An 18,853-nucleotide genomic window follows, 5' to 3' on the forward strand; every position below is an offset into this window, starting at 1 on the left:
TTTTAGTTCAGGAATAGCCAATGTGGTGTGAGGAAAGGCATAGTCATTTGAATTAATGTCAATTTTACGCTTTGTCTACTATTCTTTTTAATAATAACACCTGAGCCTTTAGGTCAGTGAAGATGAAGTATGTATTAGGACAGCGGGCAACAGTAATGGGCTTTCTGGCTGCATTTACTGCTCTCGCGATACTCATAATTGAACATCAGCATTCTCGTGATGAAGGGCTGACCCAGCAAAAAGTGCTGAGCTCTGCACAGCGGGAGCTGTTGGTGGTTCGTTCCAATCTTGAAGCCGATATTTATTCTGACGTGTTTTATGCCAATAGTGTGGCAACGCTTGCCAGTGTTTCTCCGGATTCTGCGATTAAAAACTGGGACAGGCTTTCCGCAGAGCTGTACGACAAGGCAAAGCATCTGAAGAATATCGCACTGGCTCCCGATGACGTTATCCGTTTTATTTATCCGCATAAAGAGAATGAAAAGGCACTGGGGCTGGATTTTAGAACTGTACCTGCTCAGTGGGAAACGGTGAAACAAGCCAGAGAGCTGCAGTCAATATTTTTGGCCGGTCCTATTAACCTGGTTCAGGGGGGAGTTGGCCTGATTGCCCGTATGCCGATATTTACTGATCCGCCGGATCATAAAGAGTACTGGGGAACAGCCAGCATTGTTATGGATCTGGAAAGCCTGTTTCAGGCTGCCGGGGTTAATCAGTTGCAGGAGAAATATGATCTGTCTATCCGGGGAAAAGACAGCTTAGGCTCTCTGGGGGACATCTTCTGGGGCAATCCCGGGGTATTTGACAGTACCTATGTCAGTGAAAGGGTTAGCCTTCCTTCTGGTTCCTGGGAGATGGCCGTCTCGCTTGATTCTGTATTTTCCGGGCTTAAATGGCATCAGAAATACACCTCCCGTCTGATAGGCTATCCGATTTTAGTCGTTCTGCTTTTGATGGCAGCGGGCATCTATTATCAGTATCAGCTTGTCAGTCAGCGTTCACTTAAAGACGATCTGACGGGGTTGCCAAACCGGCGTTACTTTATTTATACCCTGGAACAGATGATGGAGGATGTGCGTAAAAAAGAGAGTGGCTTTACGCTTTTAGATGTGGATCTGGATAAGTTCCGGTCGGTGAATGACACCTATGGTCACGCTGTCGGGGATAAATTCCTTGCTGAGATTTCCCGCAGGATCAAACACGCTCTGCGCGCATCAGATATTGTTGCCAGAGTGGGTGGCGATGAGTTCTTGATCATTCTTCCCCGGGTGATCCAGGAAGAGGATGTGGTGCGTATTGTGCGTAATTTAGAAGAGGTGATTGTTAAGCATCCGGTTCAGTTTGGATATAGCCGGATCTATCCGGAAGTCAGTATTGGTTATGCAATATATTTAGATATGGAGGTTAGCTCGGACGAGCTGATTAGTCTGGCTAATAGTGATATGTATGAGGTTAAGGTGAAGAAGCGGTGAGAATATGGCTGTGGGGCTATGGGATAACACCATAGCCCCTGGTTTGCAGCTTTACAGAGGCATTACTCTGTTTCTTCCAAGGCTTTTGGCTTTGTAGAGCTGTTTGTCTGCATTATCAATTAGTGCGATAGGGCTTTCTCCCGGTACAAACTCAGCGACACCGATTGAAGCAGAAATATTGCCAATCTGCTCTCCCGTGCGCTTATCCTTCACTGTGATTTTTTCGATAGCGCGTCTGACTGATTCAGCAAACTGGCGTGCCACTCTGAGTGATTTGTTCGGAACCAGCATTGCAAACTCTTCACCGCCGTAGCGGTATGCAGCAATGCCCTCACGGCAGCTTATTTGCAGTCGTTTGGCGATGGCTTTGATTACCGTATCACCAAAAATATGGCCATACTGGTCATTCAGATCTTTGAACTTATCGATATCGATTAAAATCAGACAAAGCGGATGTGAATCCGGGCTGCTGCAGTAGCTGGACATATCCTTGTCAAAGGCTCCGCGGTTAAGCAGGCTCGACAGGCTGTCATACAGAGCATCTTTCTGTACTTCTTCCAGCTGTTTCTTCAGATTGGATATCTCTTTACTGGCGCTGTTTAACTGAGAGTTAAAGTATTTGGTAGAGTCGCGGATCTCTTTTGATTCTGCGACAAACTCCTTCAGCATGCCCATCACTTCGTCAAAGGTAATGCCATCATTTTCTATTTTGGCCAGATTTTCGAAGTTTTTGTCGATCATGTTCTGAAATGCGCTGGTGTCATCAAGCGTATCTTTCATTGACTGAAAAATCTCACTGACCAGAACTTCCAGGTTGGTTTTTAACTCACGGACATTCGCTTCTGTCTGACTGGCAATATACCTGCGATACAGCTCCTCATTGTGACTTGGCAGACACAGGCCATACTCACTGATGATTTCATCAAGTTCTTCATTCAGAGCGGGCTGAGTTTGATCAACATAGGTGTACCACAACGCATAGTTTGTCGGCGTTGTGGGTACCTGGTTTTTGATCATCAGCGGAACAGCTCTCCGCAGGTTTTCTGTTGCTTTATGGAATTCTTCTTTATTCATCTATCTCTGAACTTAGCCGGATAAACCGAAAATCTGTTTTTACTAGCCTAGATTAATGTTAGCGAATTTCTTATACAGTTTCCTATACATAATTCAATAATCTTTCGTTTTGTTGAGCTACTCACGTATCTGACAGTTTAACTGATACATCCTAACCTAAATCTTTTCAGCTTTTTAGATCCATTATTGAGATAAATAGTTTCATAAGATCTTGATTCAGATTTTATGATTTGAAACCGATAGAAAAAAATCCGCACAATGGCGGATTTTCTGTCGGGAAGCTCTATTCGCTATCTTCGAATTTTTCTGCATAACCTTTTGGTGGAGGAGTCCATTCACGTTCAGACAGCGAGTGCACACCGCGCTTATCGGTTCCCATGGCTTCTGCAAGGTGCTCCTCAAGCTTCATAAACAGTTTGCGGTAGTGATTGTCAAAACGCTCACCTTCTGAGTCATCAGCCCATGCTTCATAAAGCAGATCCGATTTTTTATCCTCAACGTTTTTGTATGCGTTTCTCTGCTGTTCAATCATAAACGGATGGTGTCCCATCGTTTTCATTGCATGGGTGCCCAGCTCAAGAGCGGAATGATAGGTTTCTGACTCGATAATATCAGCGCCAGCCTGACGCAGACGATAGCCGTGACCACGGTCGAACGCCCTGGCGACAACCTTCACCTGAGGGTAGGTATGCTTCACATACTTAACCAGCTCCACACTGCTGTCCTGATTGTCTATGGCAACAACCAATGCTGCGGCATCTTCGATTCCTGCGGTATGCAGAAGCTCAGGGCGGGTTGCATCACCAAAGTAGGCCTTGGTGCCCAACTGCCTCATCATATCCACCTGAGCGGCTTCCAGATCCAGAACCACCGTTTTTACACCGTTGGCGATCAGAAGGCGGTTAACTACCTGCCCAACCCGGCCGATTCCCGCAATGATCACGCTGCCGGTTTCATCAATGTTGTCCTGCTCTTTATCGTTAGACTGTTTTTCGAATCTTGGCAGGATGACCTTATCGAAAAGAATAAACAGGCCCGGAGTCAGGAACATAGACAGGGCAACCACCAGAGACAGCGGTTTAGCCAGTTCTGGCGGAAGTACGTGGTTCTGAACCGTAAAACCAAGCAGAACAAAACCAAATTCACCGGCCTGCGCAAGGCTTAGGGTTACCAGCCATCTGTCGCTGCCTTTGATGCGGAAGACAAGCGCCAGAACAAAAAGCACGGCGGCTTTCACCAGAATAACACCCAGCGTCATGGCCAGAATAAATCCAAACTCATCAACAAGAATCGAGAAATCGATACCAGCACCTACCGTGATAAAGAACAGACCGAGCAGCAGTCCTTTGAAAGGATCGATGTCGGACTCCAGTTCATGGCGGAATTCACTGTTTGCCAGAACCACACCGGCAAGGAAGGTGCCCAGAGCAGGAGAGAGCCCAACCAGGCTCATCAGCGCAGCGATACCGATAACCAGCATAAGCGCGGTAGCGGTAAAGATTTCTCTTAACCCGGAATTGGCAACAAAGTGGAACAGCGGGCGGCTTAAAAAGTGTCCGCCAACCACAACGACGGCAATGGAAGCGACGATAATCAGGCCATAAGCCCAGCCAGGCAGTCCGGCGACAAGGTTCAGCTGATCATGGTGGTCGGCGGCTTCAGCAAGGTGGCTTGCTGCTTCTACCAGCTCAGGAATTGCCAGAAGCGGGATAAAGGCAAGCATTGGAATTACGGCGATATCCTGGAACAGCAGAATAGAGAAGGCATTTTGAGCGCCTTCAGTACGGCTCAGGCCTTTTTCACTGAAGGTCTGGAGCACAATCGCCGTTGAAGAAAGAGAGAAAATCAGACCAATGGACAGAGCAATGCTCCAGCTCTGGCCCATGGCCATAGCGATGGCCATCACTGCGGCAGCGGTGGCCCCGATCTGAAGTCCGCCCAGACCGATAAGTTTGTTGCGCATGCTCCAGAGCATTTTCGGCTCAAGTTCCATACCCACCAGAAACAGCATCATAACCACGCCAAATTCAGCGAAGTGCTGAATGGTTGTGGTTTCAGAGCCCACCAGACCGGTTACCGGACCGATTACAACACCGGCAATAAGGTAGCCAAGCACAGAGCCAAGGCCGAGTCTTTTGGCGATTGGCACGGCAATAACGGCTGCAACTAAATAGACAAACGCCTGAAGAAATATTCCCGTCATGCCTCGTCTCCTGTAATGATGGTGTCTAAGTGGCGGTTTAATTTGTCGACTTTTCTGGCAGCGTTGAGGTCAATCTCATCACCAACCAGGGCGTAAAGGAATCTTACCCATTGCGCCACATGTTCTTCTATCCGGCCCTCTTCTGCTGCCGTTCTTGACCCAAACAGGGCGAAAGGCGGAAGGTAATTCATTCCGGTGATATTTGCCATCTGCTCCATAGGGCGTAAAAGCTCGTTAATGGTGAAGTGGTTAAATCCCTCAGCCTGGTAAGCATCTTCTTTGCCTCCGGCAGAAAGGGCGCACAGGAAAGTTTTTCCTTTTAACGCGGTTGCTGTGTGGCCATAAGCAAAGCCATATTCCAGAACCAGATCCTGCCACTCTTTAAGAATTGCCGGAGTGGAGTACCAGAACAGAGGAAACTGAAAAATGATCACGTCGTGTTCGATAAGGCGGTTCTGCTCCCGTTCAATATTGATGTTTAGTGTTGGGTATTCCGCGTAAAGATCCACTGCGGTCACCTCACTGATCTGTCTGGCGGCTTCAAACAGAGGCTGATTCACCTCAGAGCGGTGTTGTGACGGATGTGCATATAGCACTAAGACTTTTTTCTTCTGCATATTATTTGTCCTGATAATCACTTATCTGATATAGGGCTTCTTGATAAATAAAATAATGACACAGGCTGGTTTATGCAGCCAGTACGCTGTTGCGAAAACAGTATTAAGAATTGGTTAATAAAACAGCCAAATTAGTTTGACTTACACCTGTACGCTGATATTCTAGCGTACAAGTGTAAGCTGAAAGTTAAGTGAATGGATTATGACTTCTCAAAGTAACCGAAAGCCGCCTCTGATCTGGCTAAATATTATTATTTTTGCTGTCAGTCTGGGCCTGGCAGTGATTATTACGCCCTGGTATGGATTTACCCATGGGTATGGGATAGAGCACCTTATCTGGCTGTTAGTGGCGTTTAGTTTTACCAACCTGTCTATTACGGCGGGTTACCACAGGTTATGGAGCCATAAAGCCTATGAAGCCCATCCGGTGTTAAGAGTACTGTTTGCTTTAGGCGGAGCCTTTGCGCTGCAAAACAGTGCGCTTCACTGGTCTTCGGATCACAGGGTTCATCACAAGTTTGTGGATGATAATGACAAGGATCCCTATTCAGCCAAACGTGGCTTCTGGTTTTCTCATATCGGCTGGATGCTGCGTGACTATAATCAGTCCCACAATAACGACTACAAAAACTGCCGCGATCTGAAGCGCGATAAAATTGTTATGTGGCAGCACAAGTATTATGTGCCGTTAGCGGTTGCAACAAACGTTCTGATTCCTTTGGCATTAGGGCTATTGCATCAGGACATCATTGGTATGTTTCTGATTGTCGGGGCGCTTCGTTTAACCCTGAGTCATCACAGTACCTTTTTTATCAACTCTCTGGCCCATGTCTGGGGTAAGCAGACCTTTACTGATAAAAATACCGCCCGGGATAATGGCGTTCTGGCGCTTCTGACATTTGGTGAGGGTTACCATAACTTCCACCATATTTTTGAAAATGATTACCGTAACGGTATCCACTGGTGGGACTATGATCCGACTAAGTGGCTGATCAAAGCCGGGACCTGGGTTGGGCTCACCAGCAAACTTCGCAGAACATCCAGTTTTAAGATAGCAAAAGCCAAAGAGGCCATGCTGCTGAAAAAAGCTCAAGCCAGAATCGCGTTAAAGTCAGGATCTGACCGGGTGCTTGACCAGTTACAGAGCGAATTCGATGCGCTTGTAGCAACAATGGAAGAGTACTACGAAGTGAAAAAGCAGCTAATGGAAAGTAAAAAAGGCGATATCGTTAAGCGATATGAGCGCGCAGTATTAAAAATAAGATATCAGCAAATTCAGCTAAGCCTGAAAACCAGAAAGCAGAGCTGGCATACCTTGCTATCGCGCTATGCAGTCCATTGAGTTGTCTGTTTATTAAACGAACCCTCTGGGATAAATCAGAGTTTAGAGCTATATAGCTAAAACTAAATAGTATATAAAACTAGTTTGACGTTTTTATGATCTCTTTCTATGGTTGATTATAATTCAATCAACCATAGGGAGGTGCACTATGAAAAGAAACAGTAAATCTTATCGTCTGCAACTGATTAAGGAGAGCGCATTAAGGCATGAACGCCGCTGTAGTAGCGACCCCATGGTAAGACATATCGAAACTCTTATTGAAGAGCATTCCAGTTCCGATACCGAGACTAATCCGCAAAACCGGTTTGCCGGGCATCATTATGATGAACGCATTGATGGCTGGGTAAGTGACAAGTGGTCTCAGATAAAATAAGCCTTTGAAGTGAGCCCGTATTGGCCTGTTGCGGGTTCTGATAGCCGAAAGCACATCTGCTATTGATAAATAAATTTCTAACCGTAGAATGTATTTGTCATATTTATATAATACAATTCGTCTGACTGCAGACCCCCAGCAGTAACCAGCTTAAATTTGAATAACCTAAAGGGCTCATCATGTTGTTTAACCTTTCGATTACGCCAAAACTTTTAATAGCAAACGTTTGCGTTTTGCTATTAATGTTGACGCATTATCTGTTAACTGGCGGTATGCCTGTTTCTTATTATCTGTTTGGAATTATTGTGTTGATGGGAATTAATGCTGCAGTGGTTTATCAGGCTATTGCAGGTCAGATATCTCAGGTGAATAAAAAGCTCAGCCAGCTTAATTCAGTTTATGGGGAGGAAAGCCAAGCTGACTTGCTAGGTAAAGTCGAGTCTCTGATGGGGGTGTATGAGTCAGCTCAGGCGCAAGTTGAAACGCTTAAGCGTGAAAACAGTGAGTTTCAGGCAGAGATCTCCAGTCTGGAGTTGGCAAAAAAACAGAGCAGTGAAGAGAAAGATGCCCGTATTCAGCAGATGGCAACTGTTGCCGCTGACATGTTTGATACCCTTGAGCAGCTCTCAGTGCTGACTGAAGGAACATCGAATGCCGTGGGTGAAATAAAAGCGACAATTACCAATAGCTGCGCAAACCTGGAAATGATGGCGGCCGGAACTCAGTCTGATGCTGAGTTTATCGGTGGTTTTAAGGGTGATATTTCAGCGCTGGGAGACAGTGTTGCAACCATTAATGATTTGGCTCTTGAGATTAATGATATTTCCGATCAGACCAACCTTCTGGCTCTGAACGCCGCGATTGAGGCTGCGCGTGCCGGAGAACAGGGACGTGGTTTTGCGGTTGTAGCCGATGAGGTAAGAAAACTGGCAAACAGAGCTCAGGCATCCAGTGGCAGCATCGAGAAGAGTATTGAATCTGTTATCAAACAGGCGAAATCGTCGGCTGTAGCCATGGATAGAATCAGCGGTAATGTTGATTTGGCTGTGGGTTCGACAACCGGTGAGAGAGACACCATTAAGGGTGTCAATGAGCAGTTATCATCTGTTTGTGATCAGGTTAGCCAGCTCAATGTTATGCTTGAGCAGCAAAAAGCGATGGTTAAAGCAATCAGCGATAATCTGAATTTGCAATAAACCATGACAGATGTGTATGAAGCCAGCAAGTTAATCGCTGGCTTTTTTTTTAGCAAGCGGGCTGGTTTGTATGCTTCTGAATAGCTGGTTTACCGATTCGGTGTAACAGGCCACCAGTTTTTCAACACCAAAAGAGTTTTCTTTAGATTTGCCAATGGTGCCTTTAGGATGTTCCCAGGCATGAAACTGGATCTGAATATCAGCACCACACTCAAAACAGAGCTCTTCTATATCGGCCGTGTAGTGGATTCCTTCCCCAGATGAACGGCGGTTAATTTTATATTGAATATCGTCCTTCTCCAGTTCGTACTCCTGACCGCAGCATTCACAGGTAAATCTTGCGCTTTGGGCTATGCCAAGGGTCATCACGTTATCCTCTCCAGAAATAAAATGTTTCATATGGCTCAAATGGAGCCTGAAAATTAAACAAAACGGTAGGCCGTTAAGGTTTATGCTCTAGGATAATGCTCAACAAAGTTCATTTGTTCAATCGGTGAATATGGATTATTTGGAATAAATATCACATTGAATATGTAACAAATGTAACGCTGGTTTCAAAATGTAACGGGGATCTCGTTTTATTAATCAGCTCAGGTTCTGGAGGGGAAGGGCTTGCTCATTTGAGTAAGCCCTTGCGTATTTGAGTGTCAGAGCTCAACGCAAACCTGATTACGTCCGTTGGCTTTAGCCCGGTAGAGGGCTTTGTCTGCCCGGTGGAAGGTTCTCTGAGTGTTTTCTCCGTCTTTGTGCAGGGTGATGCCCAGGCTGACGGTCAGTCCTCGTTCACCAAGGATCTCTTTCCAGCCAAAGTTAAAGATTCTCTCCCTGTACTGTTCTGCATAGTACTGGGCGCGTTCAGTGGTGCAGTTTTCAATAATCACCAGGAACTCTTCACCACCAAAACGAACGCAGGAAGCCCCTTTAAAGCTAAAGTGCTCTTTCAGCTCTTTCGATACATTAACAATCGCTTTGTCGCCCACAAGGTGGCTCAGCTCGTCGTTGATGGACTTAAAGTGGTCAATATCCACAACCAGAAAGGCGAAAGGTGTTTTATGCAGCAGAAGGTCTTTCAGCTTGATGTCCAGCCAGCGCCGGTTGTGCAAGGTGGTTAAAGGATCGGTAAATACGTCCTTTTGCAACTTAGCAAACTGATCTTTCTGGTTTTCAGTGGTCTCTTTCAGCTCTTTATTTTCCTGCTCAGACATTATCAGCTTCAGTTGCAGCTCGAAGCGGGTCAGCCGTCTTAGCTGAGTAGGGCCTAAATCTCCGATAGGGATACTTTTGATAAGGTCATTGGTTACCCTAAAGCTTTTTTTCTCAAAGCTAAGGGCTTCTTTAAAGTGTCCCCGCTTACCCAGAATCCGGCTTATCGCATCATAAAGCTGCTGCTGCAGAACGGGCGAAGAGGACTCTTCAATACGCTTTGTGGCACGCTCAAGGGCAAATTCTGCGTAGTTCACATATCCCAGAGAGCTTAAGCTGTTGACCAGTTCCAGACGCAGCATATTCGAGAGCCAGGATGAGTTGTGCCCGTCGATGGAGTAGTGAGCTTTTGCCAGGGTTTTCAGCGCGTCGTGGTATTTTTTCTGGCGTCTCTGAATCTTTGCCTGGTAAAGAATAATCTGTCCGGCAAGTACCTTGTTGCTGACCAGAATGCTGAGTTCTTCACACTCTTTAAGCAGATTATTCGCCGCTGAAATTCGGCCCATGGAGATCAGGCAGGCGACCATGTGCAGTTTATATCTGAGTCTCAGAGCGCGGCTGTCAATGGCGTGATCAATACCGTCAATTTTCTGATAGTAGCGAAGGGCACGGGCGTGATCGCCATAGGCATCACACAGGCTTCCCATTCCCAGCACTGCTGAGGCGTAGTCATCGATCTGGCCGTATTCCACCGCCAGAGAAGAGAGGTCTACCAGCTCTTTCAGAGCTTCAGCATAGTTGCCGTTCTCCATCAGCTTAAAGCTGAGGCTCTCTTTAATGGTGATGATATCGTCAACTTCATCAGGCAGAGACAGCAGCGATAAAGCACTTCTCAGTTCTTCAATACTCTGAAGATGCTGGTTAAGTCTGGTGCGGTATTCAGAGCTTATCAGATAGCAAAACGCTTTTTCGTTGGGAGAAGTCGCAATATGTTGCCTGATGTGATCCCAGAATATAAGCGCTTCCTCTCCGGAAACGGAAGAAGGATCCAGCCCTGCTTCGGATACTTTACTTAGCAATCTTTCCATATTTATTCTTCTTCCACTGTTTCTTCGCTTTCTTCCAACTGCTCCAGTGTGAATGGGAAGAAGAGAATGTCATGCAACTTAACTTCCGGCAATTTGCCCTTCAGTCCCTTTCGTTCCCATGGATAGTTGCGGATCATCTGGTCCAGGAAGCTAAAGATGGCATCGGCTTTGTCGCCTCTTTCTGCAATCAGCATCCCGATGCGTTCTTCACTGATTCTGGATATCAAATCATTGCGGTTACACAGGCACTGCGCCAGTTCCATGCAGACATCCAGAAAACCGGAATTGTCATGCTTAATAAGCACAACTACGTGGTTAGAGGCGGCAAGTTCACTTTTGAACAGGATCAACTGCTCCCACCAGTAGGTTTCAGAAACCAGGTTGGAGTAGCCCCGGTCGCCATGGTTAAACTCAACCTGACGGCGGATCCGGTTGATAAGTTTTCTGGCACGCTGGTCAAGCTGGCGCTTTGAACTGCGTGCTTTATCGGTTCCCAGCTTGTTGGTCTGATCCTTTAAAAGCTGCATGGAGTGTTTGCGGTACTTTCTGAATGAGACCAGGGCGTGTTCATAGTCCCTTTGTCTTTCCGCAACCACTGACTGCTGGAAACAGATTTGAGAAAGAAGCTCGTTCTGGTTAAAGCTTTTTGCTGACTCTTCTGCACTGGTCAGAAAGTCCTTGGCTTTATCCAGGTCGTTTCGAATGACTTCCAGTCTGGCACGGGCGATAAATGAGTGGGTCTTCATCCATAGCAGATCATTATCCATCGCCAGCTCATAGGCTTTGATGGCGGCTTTTTCGGCGTCGTCTATCCGCTCCAGTCCCAAAAGAGCCAAGCCGCGAAAATCCCAGATTTCCGCTTCCCATGCAGGTTTTGTATAGTTTTTCAGTACTTCTTCTGCTTCATCGAGTACAGACAGCATTTCCGTATACTCATTGAGCAGGTAATGGTCACGCGCAAGCAGAATCCGTGCTTTACCTTCTAACCAGTCCATACGGGCGTTGTTCGCAACCTGCACGGCTAAATCATGGGTAGAGAGCGCCAGTTTGTGCTCTTCAGTAATGCGCCAGACGTTGCCCAGACCAATCAGGCATTCAATCTCAATTTCGGTTTCGCCGACCAGTGCCGCCTGTTCCAGGGCGTTGATCCAGAACTGTTGAGCAGAATAGTATTTTGCCTGCCCCCAGAATTGCTGGGCATGAATATGGAGTATTTCAGGAAGATAAAGGTCGGTATCCAGACGGTTTAAGCGGGTAATGGCTTCTTTGATGAACTTTAAGCCCTGGGCAAAGTCCAGAATCTCTTTGTAACACTTAGAAATGATAATGCAGGCTAGGATACCACCTTCAGGAAAAAGCACCTGGTCCGAGCGCAACAAGCACTGAGAAGCTTGGTTGAGTACCGCCTCCGGTTCCATGTCAATTCGGGTTTTGAGCTGCTCCAGCTCATTTGAAAGTTGAACGTGCGCCTTTTCCAATTATAAATCCATGAGTTAACGGAAATTACCGTTGATTATATGGTTAGATCGATTCAACAAGCTAATTAATATTTTATTAATAACTATTTCCTGCTTAAAAATACGTCTGGGTTCACAAACTTGGTCAGGCCAGCAGGTGTTTTAAGGTTAATGGTTGCTCAGCAAGAGACAGTCTTTGAGCCGGAGTAAGCCCTTCCTTATCCTGATAACAGAGGTTGTGCCATGCCCGGAATATATCCAGCATAGGGGTAATACCTCCCGGACGAAGTTTTCTTCTCGGCTCGTTGATAAAGGAGTCGAACAGCAGCTGGAATCTGTCCTGATAAAATTTGACCTGCCTGATTGATGCGCTGTGCAGCCACTGCTCAGGAGCCGGGTTATCTCCGGCAAGATAGCAGATGCCTTTGGCGGCGTTGTCCTGTTCGGAAATAGCCCATTTATCACGCCACCAGCCAACGTGCACAATATCGACTTTTTCCGGAAGCGCAGAGCTGTCCCATTTCTCGTCTTCATCCACGTACATAAGATCCACGGATTTATCCTTGATTCTCTGCAGGCAGATGGTCAGAGCGGCCGAGCGCAAAACCGGATCCTGTGGCAGGTAGAGGGTGACACGTTTATCGCTTTTGCACATCTCAAGCACGTGCATATAGTGAGCGTATGAGGTATACGGAGCACGGATTACTGCACCCTTGGAAGGGTAGTTAAACCGAGTCATATTGCCCATGGGATCTTCTACATTTCCCCGGGCCAGAATCATCTGATACTTCTGGTCGATACGCTGGCGCAGATTCGGGGATGGAACACCGATAGACAGGTTTGCTTCAGAGAAATAGTCCTTTGAAACAAAGCGTGCCGGAGTTTCATAGGAGTTATGATCAACCGGGCCCGCAGGCTCTTCGCTGGCGGAGTAATTGATATGCTGAGAAAGGATATAACCTGAGTTCGCCTCGCCCGTTGCAAACCAGAGTACGCCGTTATCACTGTATGGCTGCAGGGGCATAAAAACGGAGGCCAGGTGATAGTGCTCTTCATGATTTACCCAGCGGGCATCAAACATGGCCAGTTTGCGCCTGCAGCGGCTGGCTATATGATCAAGGTGATCATAGAAGGTCTTGGGATTGATACTCAGTTTACGGCAGACTTCACGCACCGAATAGCCGGTAAACAAGAGCGCCAGCAGGTTTTCCTGAAATGCCAGTTTTGAGTTTACACCGGACCATTTATCCACAAAGGTCGACTGACACTGCTTGCAGCGGTAGCGCTGACGGTCGCCGCTGTAACCAAATGCATGATAAAGGTGTTTATGGGTGTGGACGGAAAGCCCGAAGTTCTCACAGTCATTGTTGCGGCATGCCGGCAGTCCGTCGCTATGGAGCTGTCTTAAGCGCTGAAGTTCGTTCAGAACTTCCTGATTGTTGAGAAGAGGGGGGAAAGCACCACATTCACGACATACCATCGTCGGACGCTTCGGGTTTACATGCTGAAGCACATAGCGCTTCGCATCGCTCAGTCCAAAGTTGTCACACGCCAATGTTTTACAAAAGTTGAGTTGTAAACCGTCAGCGTCCACCGGCAGTTTGCCATTCGACACGATCGCCCCCTGGGAAGACTGTTATAACAATCCCAGCAATTATCTGTTCATCCTTGCTTGTCAAAATCACTGAACAGCTAATTACTGGTATTGGTATTAAAGATTAATTGCGGTTTCCAGAGCCACTTTCATCATATCGTTGAAAGATTTCTGGCGCTCTTCAGAGCTTAGTTTTTCACCACGGATAATGTGGTCAGAAACGGTCAGAATTGTCAGAGCTTTAGCACCAAGGTCAGCTGCAACGCCGTAGATACCGGCTGCTTCCATATCCACACCCAGAATGCCCAGCTTTTCCATCTTCTCAAAGATGTCTGCTTCAGGAGTGTAGAAAAGATCTGCAGAGAATACGTTACCTACTTTTACCGGAACTTCCTGAGCTCGCGCCTGCTTTACCGCTTCTTCCAGAAGGCCGAAGTCAGCAATGGCTGCGAAATCGTGGTTGCTAAAGCGGATACGGTTTACCTTTGAATCTGTCGATGCGCCCATACCGATAACAACGTCCATCAGGTTTACGTCGTCACGTACCGCACCACAGCTGCCTACGCGGATAACATTTTTCACGCCGTACTCAGCAATCAGCTCATGAACATAGATACAGCATGAAGGGATACCCATACCGTGTCCCATTACGGATACTTTCTTACCCTTGTAAGTTCCGGTAAAGCCAAACATATTACGTACATCACATACTTGCTTTACATCTTCCAGAAAGGTTTCTGCAATGTATTTTGCACGCAGTGGATCGCCGGGCATCAGTACGGTTTCTGCGAAATCACCAGGTTGTGCGTTGATGTGAGGGGTTGCCATGTCAGGTTCTCCGGTTGGGTTATTGATAAAACAGTATCGACTAATAACTGAATATGTTGTTTGTTGGATACTCTGTTATTGGCAATATTAGTGCTTAATTTGAGCCATAAGAGAGAGTTGGATCACAAAAAAAATCCGCAGAGTAATAAGAATTGACCTTGATAACCAAATTTGTTTAAACGGAGAAAGCAATCGATTTGTCGTGACTGCAATTTTTATACAGCGCTAACTGGATCGCAGAGCGGGAGAAAATTTGCAGGATGTGGTTTTGTTTACTATACCTATACAAGAAATAATTTTGTATAGGTGTTGAGTTATGACAAATCTTGCAAAAGTTGGCATAAGTTCCTGTGTTTTAGGCGAGAAAGTCCGCTTTGACTCGGGTCATAAAGAGAATCGGTTTGTTACACAAGATCTTATGCAGTATTTTTCCTTTGTATCAGTTTGCCCTGAAGTGGGGATAGGTCTGCCGGTGCCAAGGCCGACAATCAGGCTGATTTCCGATGAAGAACGTATCGCTCTGGTTGAGACAAAAGATGAGAGCAAAGATTATACAGAGCGGATGCAAACCTATGCGGAAAAAACAGCCAGTCAGCTGATGAGCCAGGATCTTTGCGGTTATATCGTCTGCGCAAAGTCACCAACCTGCGGTATGGAGCGGGTAAAGGTATATAAACAAAACCGGGCAGATAAAGAAGGGGTTGGCATTTACACCCGCGAGCTGATGAAGCAGATGCCCTGGCTGCCGGTTGAAGAGGATGGACGGCTTAATGATCCTGTACTGAAGGAAAACTTTGTTCTTCGGGTATTCTGTTTAAAGGATTTTTATGACTCCATGGCCGGAGAGCCGACAGCGGGAAAAATTGTTGCCTTTCACTCCAGATACAAACTCACTCTGATGGCTTGTCACCCCGAGTCATACAAAAGCCTGGGCAGGCTGGTTGCTGGTGTTAAGGAGTACAGCAGTGATGAGTTTTTCAGCCTCTACCGCTCAGGACTGATGAATGCGCTGAAACACAGAGCCAGCCGCAAGACCAATACCAATGTCCTGATGCATATTCAGGGTTATTTCAAAAAAGCGCTGTCGGCTGATGAGAAACAGGAGCTGGCGCATGTGATTGAGCAGTACAGATTAGGTATGCTGCCAATACTTGCGCCAATTACGTTAATCCGGCATTACCTGGGCCGTCACCCTGATGCCTATTTAAGCGAACAAAATTACTTTGAGCCTTATCCGCATGAGCTGCGCTTAAGGCTCTCACTATAAATCAGTTGGATGTTGCAGATGAAGTTATATGCAATCAGAGAAGTTTCAGAGATCACCGGAATTAAGCCGGTCACGCTGCGGGCATGGCAGAGGCGGTATGGCCTGATACAGCCGCAAAGAAAGGAGTCGGGTCACCGCCTTTATACCGAAGAGAATATAGAAAAAATCAAACTTATCCAGAGGTGGTTGGCAAAAGGTATTGCCATCGGCAAAGTAAAAGCGCTGATTGAAAGTGGTGAAGATATCGGGAGCAGTCCGGATTCTGCGGTGCTTACTGAGAGTGAGGATTTACTTATTGCACTTTCCGCGCTTAACCGGGGCAGGGCTGAAAGCGTGGTTTCAACCGTTCTGAAAGAGTATCCGCTCAATATTGTTATGGAGCAGTTTTTCTATCCGGTGCTGGAGTCTCTTGAGAGGGTAAAAGCTTCTCAGCGTTCATTGCAGAAAGCGCTGTTGCAGTCTCTGATGATAAGTAAAGCGACCAGCATTCTGGAAGCGGAAAACCGCGCCTTTAAAAAACTAAAAGCATTGGTGATCAATCTGGATGAAACCGGGAGCCTGCCGGCCTGGATGTCTGCCATTGAGCTGAGTGACCGTGGCTACAGTATCTCTTTTTTAGATGGCGTGGATGATATTTCCGGCCTGACAGAGATGACGGATATTTCCCGTTACGACCTTATCTACCTGTTTTCAAATAGTGGTTTACCGGCGAAAACCGAACAGAGCATTCTGGCTCTCAGGGCCAAAACCGAGGTTGATATTGAGACCTCTGCACTAGTTAATGCCTGAATAAATCGAAGGCTTTGACTATGTAAGTACTAACTTGCATTTACGCTTACGGAGGCACTATGCATCTGGTCTGGTTTCGCAGAGATTTAAGAACTCTGGATAATACCGCGCTGGTTGAGGCAACGAAGAGCGGTCAGCCGGTGATTGCTTTGTATATTGCAACACCGGAGCAGTGGCAGGCGCATCAGCACTCTCCGGTTCAGGCGGATCTTATTCTGCGCCGTCTTAGTGAGCTTAAACAGCAGCTACAGAGTTTAAATATTCCGCTCTATTACAGCGAGTGTCCGGACTATCAGAGCTCAGTAAAAGAGGTTTACCGTATCGCTTCAGAGCTGATGCGCAATGATCTGCCGGTCACAATACATTTCAATCGTGAATATGAAGTTAACGAAGTCGGGAGGGATTCTGCGCTGGCTCGTCTTGCCAGCCAGGCTCATATTTCAGTCAAAAGCTATCATGACCGCTGCCAGTTTTCCCCCGGCACTGTTCTGACGAAACAGGGGGAGATGTTTAAAGTTTTTACCCCCTATAAGCGGCGGTGGCTGGAGATGTATTTTCAGGCCGGAGCGCAGGTTCAAAAACCAAAGCCGGTAGAAAAGGCGGAGTTGCAGGATATCGGCTGTCCGCTGTTTGATAAAAATCCGGTTTTTACTTACCCGAGAAAAAGCAGTGCAGCGTATCCGGTTTCCGATGACAGGATAATTGGCCTGCTACGAGGCTTCTGCTGTGAAAAGATCGACGCTTACCATCAGATCCGGGACTTTCCAGAAATGGAAGGGACAAGCAGGCTGTCGCCATATCTGGCTATCGGGGCGCTTTCCGTGCGTCAGTGCCTTGCCAGAGTTTCACTAAAGCAGCCATTTTCTGAAGGGGCTTCGCGTTGGCTCGATGAGCTAATCTGGCGTGAGTTCTATATTCACCTGAGCGCAGCTATGCCTTCACTTAGTCGTGGTAAGCCCTTTCATTCCTGGGGCCGCTCAGTTTTATGGCAACAGAATGATAGCTGGTTTGAAGCCTGGAAACAGGGCAGGACAGGTTTTCCCATTGTGGATGCTGCCATGCGCCAACTGAGCCAGACCGGCTGGATGCATAACAGGTTGCGAATGATCACCGCCAGTTTTCTGGTGAAAGATTTGCTGGTGGACTGGCGCTGGGGAGAAGAGTGGTTTATGAGTCAGCTTATTGATGGTGACTACGCCTCGAATAATGGTGGCTGGCAGTGGTGTGCGTCCACAGGCTGTGATGGTCAGCCCTATTTCCGGATATTTAATCCGGTGACTCAGGGTGAAAAATTCGACCCCGGAGGTCAGTTTGTCCGCAGTTGGATTCCAGAACTGAAAGAGGTCCCGGACAAGTGCATTCATAAGCCCTGGCTCTGGCCAAACAGTACGCTGATCAATTATCCGCAGCCAATAGTTGATCACAAGATACAAAGAGAGATAGCCTTGGCAATGTACAAAAACGCAAAAGGATAGGTTGATGAAGTTTCGAGGTGTCATCGCTTTAGCCGGAATGGTATTGAGCAGTCTGGTCAATGCTGCCAGTTACCCGCTTCCTACTGATGGCAGTCAAATGGTAGGTAAGCTGCAAAACCATGTAGTTAAGCAGGGTGAAACTCTGGCGCAAGTTGCCAAACAATATGATGTGGGCTTCCTTTCGCTAATGGCCGCAAACAAAGGGGTCGACCCGTTCCTGCCTGATGGCGGGACTATTCTGACTATCCCTTCTCAGTTTATTCTGCCCACAGAAACCCGGGAAGGTATCGTCATCAACCTTGCCGAACTGCGTCTGTATTACTTCGATAAAAATGAACCTGTTGTTCATATCTTTCCGGTGGGCATTGGTCGTATTGGGCGTGATACCCCGGTAATGACCACCTATGTAAATGAAAAAATTGCCCACCCGACCTGGACTCCTACGGATAATATTCGTAAGGAATACCTTGGCAAAGGCATAGAACTGCCTGACGTTGTACCCGCCGGTCCGAATAACCCGCTGGGAGAATACGCCATGCGCCTTGCGCACGGGGTTGGTGAGTACTTAATCCACGGCACCAATAAGAACTTTGGCATCGGCCTGCGCGTCAGCTCCGGTTGTATTCGTATGGAGCCGCCTCATATTGAATGGCTGTTTAGTCAGGCTAAGCGGGGTGAGAAAGTGCAGGTGGTCAATAACCCAATCAAAATTGCCCTGGAGCCAGACCGGTCTGTATTTATAGAAGTACACGAACCACTAACCGACAGCAAAGGAAACAAAGATCCGCTGCAAATGCCGGTAGAGCTTGAGTGGTGGATGGATGAGTTTGGGTATCCGATGACTAAGGCAAGAGCGGCTGTTCTGGTGCAGAGCGGGGTGCCTACTGAGGTTGCGGGGCCGAATCTTTAAAGGACTTGCAAATAAAAATGCCGCA

Annotated in this window: 16 protein-coding genes; 8 read left to right on the forward strand and 8 right to left on the reverse strand. The window is 47.0% G+C overall.

What is annotated here, in order from left to right; translation table 11 throughout:
* Positions 1-122 precede the first annotated feature (122 nt).
* Complete coding sequence (locus tag L3Q72_RS20290; RefSeq protein ID WP_275132368.1) at positions 123-1,472, forward strand: diguanylate cyclase; 1,350 nt, start codon at positions 123-125, stop codon at positions 1,470-1,472.
* A gap of 51 nt (positions 1,473-1,523) precedes the next feature.
* On the opposite strand, the gene L3Q72_RS20295 is transcribed toward L3Q72_RS20290, so the two are convergent.
* From L3Q72_RS20295 to L3Q72_RS20305, 3 genes are all read right to left on the reverse strand, one after another.
* Complete coding sequence (locus L3Q72_RS20295; protein WP_275132369.1) at positions 1,524-2,546, reverse strand: GGDEF domain-containing protein; 1,023 nt, start codon at positions 2,544-2,546, stop codon at positions 1,524-1,526.
* A gap of 283 nt (positions 2,547-2,829) precedes the next feature.
* Positions 2,830-4,749 carry a monovalent cation:proton antiporter-2 (CPA2) family protein gene (locus L3Q72_RS20300; protein ID WP_275132370.1) on the reverse strand — a complete coding sequence of 640 codons (1,920 nt, stop codon included), beginning with the start codon at positions 4,747-4,749 and terminating at the stop codon, positions 2,830-2,832.
* Positions 4,746-5,366 carry an NAD(P)H-dependent oxidoreductase gene (locus L3Q72_RS20305; protein WP_275132371.1) on the reverse strand — a complete coding sequence of 207 codons (621 nt, stop codon included), beginning with the start codon at positions 5,364-5,366 and terminating at the stop codon, positions 4,746-4,748. Before L3Q72_RS20305 ends, L3Q72_RS20300 begins: the two co-directional genes overlap by 4 nt.
* Positions 5,367-5,568: 202 nt before the next feature.
* Here L3Q72_RS20305 and L3Q72_RS20310 point away from each other — a divergent pair, with 202 nt between their 5' ends.
* The 3 genes from L3Q72_RS20310 to L3Q72_RS20320 all read left to right on the forward strand — a co-directional run bounded on the left by L3Q72_RS20310 (position 5,569) and on the right by L3Q72_RS20320 (position 8,277).
* The gene (locus L3Q72_RS20310; RefSeq protein ID WP_275132372.1) at positions 5,569-6,708 is read left to right on the forward strand and encodes a fatty acid desaturase; all 1,140 of its coding nucleotides are present in this window, start codon (positions 5,569-5,571) and stop codon (positions 6,706-6,708) included.
* Between the two features lie 148 nt (positions 6,709-6,856).
* Complete coding sequence (locus L3Q72_RS20315; RefSeq protein ID WP_275132373.1) at positions 6,857-7,081, forward strand: hypothetical protein; 225 nt, start codon at positions 6,857-6,859, stop codon at positions 7,079-7,081.
* A 311-nt stretch (positions 7,082-7,392) separates the two neighbouring features.
* A complete protein-coding gene (locus L3Q72_RS20320; RefSeq protein ID WP_275133763.1) occupies positions 7,393-8,277 on the forward strand; it encodes a methyl-accepting chemotaxis protein in 885 nt (294 codons plus the stop codon).
* 30 nt (positions 8,278-8,307) lie between these two features.
* Here the strand turns inward: L3Q72_RS20320 and L3Q72_RS20325 are convergent, their stop codons facing one another.
* The 5 genes from L3Q72_RS20325 to deoD form a co-directional block, all read right to left on the reverse strand.
* Positions 8,308-8,643, reverse strand: coding sequence for a hypothetical protein (locus tag L3Q72_RS20325; RefSeq protein WP_275132374.1), 336 nt, complete (start codon positions 8,641-8,643; stop codon positions 8,308-8,310).
* Between the two features lie 281 nt (positions 8,644-8,924).
* Positions 8,925-10,508: a diguanylate cyclase gene (locus L3Q72_RS20330; RefSeq protein WP_275132375.1), complete on the reverse strand. Its 1,584-nt coding sequence runs from the start codon at positions 10,506-10,508 to the stop codon at positions 8,925-8,927.
* Positions 10,509-10,510: 2 nt separating this feature from the next.
* The gene (locus tag L3Q72_RS20335; RefSeq protein ID WP_275133764.1) at positions 10,511-11,926 is read right to left on the reverse strand and encodes a hypothetical protein; all 1,416 of its coding nucleotides are present in this window, start codon (positions 11,924-11,926) and stop codon (positions 10,511-10,513) included.
* 184 nt (positions 11,927-12,110) lie between these two features.
* Positions 12,111-13,580: a lactate dehydrogenase gene (locus L3Q72_RS20340; protein ID WP_275132376.1), complete on the reverse strand. Its 1,470-nt coding sequence runs from the start codon at positions 13,578-13,580 to the stop codon at positions 12,111-12,113.
* Positions 13,581-13,676: 96 nt separating this feature from the next.
* The gene (deoD, locus tag L3Q72_RS20345) at positions 13,677-14,387 is read right to left on the reverse strand and encodes a purine-nucleoside phosphorylase (RefSeq protein WP_275132377.1); all 711 of its coding nucleotides are present in this window, start codon (positions 14,385-14,387) and stop codon (positions 13,677-13,679) included.
* A gap of 316 nt (positions 14,388-14,703) precedes the next feature.
* Between deoD and L3Q72_RS20350 the strand changes: the two genes are divergently transcribed.
* From L3Q72_RS20350 to L3Q72_RS20365, 4 genes are read left to right on the forward strand one after another with little or no spacing between them, the layout of a single operon-like run.
* Positions 14,704-15,654, forward strand: coding sequence for a 2-thiouracil desulfurase family protein (locus tag L3Q72_RS20350; protein ID WP_275132378.1), 951 nt, complete (start codon positions 14,704-14,706; stop codon positions 15,652-15,654).
* 18 nt (positions 15,655-15,672) lie between these two features.
* The gene (locus L3Q72_RS20355) at positions 15,673-16,443 is read left to right on the forward strand and encodes a MerR family transcriptional regulator (RefSeq protein ID WP_275132379.1); all 771 of its coding nucleotides are present in this window, start codon (positions 15,673-15,675) and stop codon (positions 16,441-16,443) included.
* Between the two features lie 59 nt (positions 16,444-16,502).
* Positions 16,503-17,918, forward strand: a complete 1,416-nt coding sequence (gene phrB / locus L3Q72_RS20360) for a deoxyribodipyrimidine photo-lyase (RefSeq protein ID WP_275132380.1) — start codon at positions 16,503-16,505, stop codon at positions 17,916-17,918.
* Positions 17,919-17,922: 4 nt separating this feature from the next.
* The gene (locus L3Q72_RS20365; RefSeq protein WP_275132381.1) at positions 17,923-18,828 is read left to right on the forward strand and encodes a L,D-transpeptidase family protein; all 906 of its coding nucleotides are present in this window, start codon (positions 17,923-17,925) and stop codon (positions 18,826-18,828) included.
* The last annotated feature ends 25 nt before the right edge of the window (positions 18,829-18,853 follow it).

Source organism: Vibrio sp. JC009, from assembly GCF_029016485.1.
GTDB lineage: Bacteria > Pseudomonadota > Gammaproteobacteria > Enterobacterales > Vibrionaceae > Vibrio.

Coding starts and splice junctions, on each gene's coding strand:
- L3Q72_RS20325 (WP_275132374.1), bottom strand. CDS start 8,643: ATGACCCTTGGCATAGCCCAAAGCGCAAGATTTACCTGTGAATGCTGC.
- L3Q72_RS20310 (WP_275132372.1), top strand. CDS start 5,569: ATGACTTCTCAAAGTAACCGAAAGCCGCCTCTGATCTGGCTAAATATT.
- L3Q72_RS20320 (WP_275133763.1), top strand. CDS start 7,393: ATGGGAATTAATGCTGCAGTGGTTTATCAGGCTATTGCAGGTCAGATA.
- L3Q72_RS20295 (WP_275132369.1), bottom strand. CDS start 2,546: ATGAATAAAGAAGAATTCCATAAAGCAACAGAAAACCTGCGGAGAGCT.
- L3Q72_RS20335 (WP_275133764.1), bottom strand. CDS start 11,926: ATGGAACCGGAGGCGGTACTCAACCAAGCTTCTCAGTGCTTGTTGCGC.
- phrB (WP_275132380.1), top strand. CDS start 16,503: ATGCATCTGGTCTGGTTTCGCAGAGATTTAAGAACTCTGGATAATACC.
- L3Q72_RS20350 (WP_275132378.1), top strand. CDS start 14,704: ATGACAAATCTTGCAAAAGTTGGCATAAGTTCCTGTGTTTTAGGCGAG.
- L3Q72_RS20305 (WP_275132371.1), bottom strand. CDS start 5,366: ATGCAGAAGAAAAAAGTCTTAGTGCTATATGCACATCCGTCACAACAC.
- L3Q72_RS20300 (WP_275132370.1), bottom strand. CDS start 4,749: ATGACGGGAATATTTCTTCAGGCGTTTGTCTATTTAGTTGCAGCCGTT.
- deoD (WP_275132377.1), bottom strand. CDS start 14,387: ATGGCAACCCCTCACATCAACGCACAACCTGGTGATTTCGCAGAAACC.
- L3Q72_RS20355 (WP_275132379.1), top strand. CDS start 15,673: ATGAAGTTATATGCAATCAGAGAAGTTTCAGAGATCACCGGAATTAAG.
- L3Q72_RS20290 (WP_275132368.1), top strand. CDS start 123: ATGAAGTATGTATTAGGACAGCGGGCAACAGTAATGGGCTTTCTGGCT.
- L3Q72_RS20365 (WP_275132381.1), top strand. CDS start 17,923: ATGAAGTTTCGAGGTGTCATCGCTTTAGCCGGAATGGTATTGAGCAGT.
- L3Q72_RS20330 (WP_275132375.1), bottom strand. CDS start 10,508: ATGGAAAGATTGCTAAGTAAAGTATCCGAAGCAGGGCTGGATCCTTCT.
- L3Q72_RS20315 (WP_275132373.1), top strand. CDS start 6,857: ATGAAAAGAAACAGTAAATCTTATCGTCTGCAACTGATTAAGGAGAGC.